This window comes from Vibrio sp. 1069, from assembly GCF_033340555.1.
The window spans coordinates 1-689 of sequence record NZ_JAWOWP010000402.1; the positions used below are offsets into that span (position 1 = coordinate 1).

At 38.8% G+C, this 689-nt stretch carries 1 protein-coding gene; it reads left to right on the forward strand.

Annotated features, from left to right (window positions below; translation table 11 throughout):
- Window positions 1-426: 426 nt before the first annotated feature.
- Window positions 427-689, forward strand: a 263-nt coding sequence (locus R7040_RS26785; protein WP_318097636.1) for a PTS sugar transporter subunit IIA, incomplete at its 3' end; no start/stop codon positions are given.

Consider the following 689-nt stretch of genomic DNA (forward strand, 5'->3'; position numbering starts at 1 on the left):
CCGCCTGAATGGCGGTTTTTTTGTGTCTGCAATTTGGTGAAAGCCAGTGACGTTTTTATTTCTTCTAGCCAACAAATGTGATGTTTATCTACGTTTGAGTGCGAGCCATCAAGAAATAGCTCGAAATGAACTTTGAAATTAATCACGAATTATATCGAGTCAATAGGTCTAATGTGATCTGATTTAAATAATGTAACTTTAAGAATATTGTCGAGAAAGTGATTGTATTCAAAATTCGTCTATTGACTTGTTGCTCAAATAAAATTTGTAGATTTTTTACGTGTGAGATTTTTGAGATCTGTCCATTTAAACAAATTGACAGGCTTTAAAGTGTGATTCGAAGCGCAAAAGTAGCTCGGTTGCGCGGTTGGGACTCTGTTATTGATAATTAACCCATCAGATGACGAACTGTTGATAGGGTTAAATATGCTGTACGAGTTAATCGACCACGAACTAGTAGATGTAATTAATGATCGCGCTTACCAATGGCAAGATGCGGTTAAAAAGACCACTCAATACCTAGAAAATAAAGGTTACGTCTCCCAGCACTATGCTGATGCGATCATCCGTTCAACGGAAGAAAACGGTCCTTACTATGTGTTATGCCCTGGATTGGCTATGCCGCATGCCCGACCTGAAACTGGCGTTTTAAAAACAGGCTTAGGCATCCATATTTTCCCATCACCTGT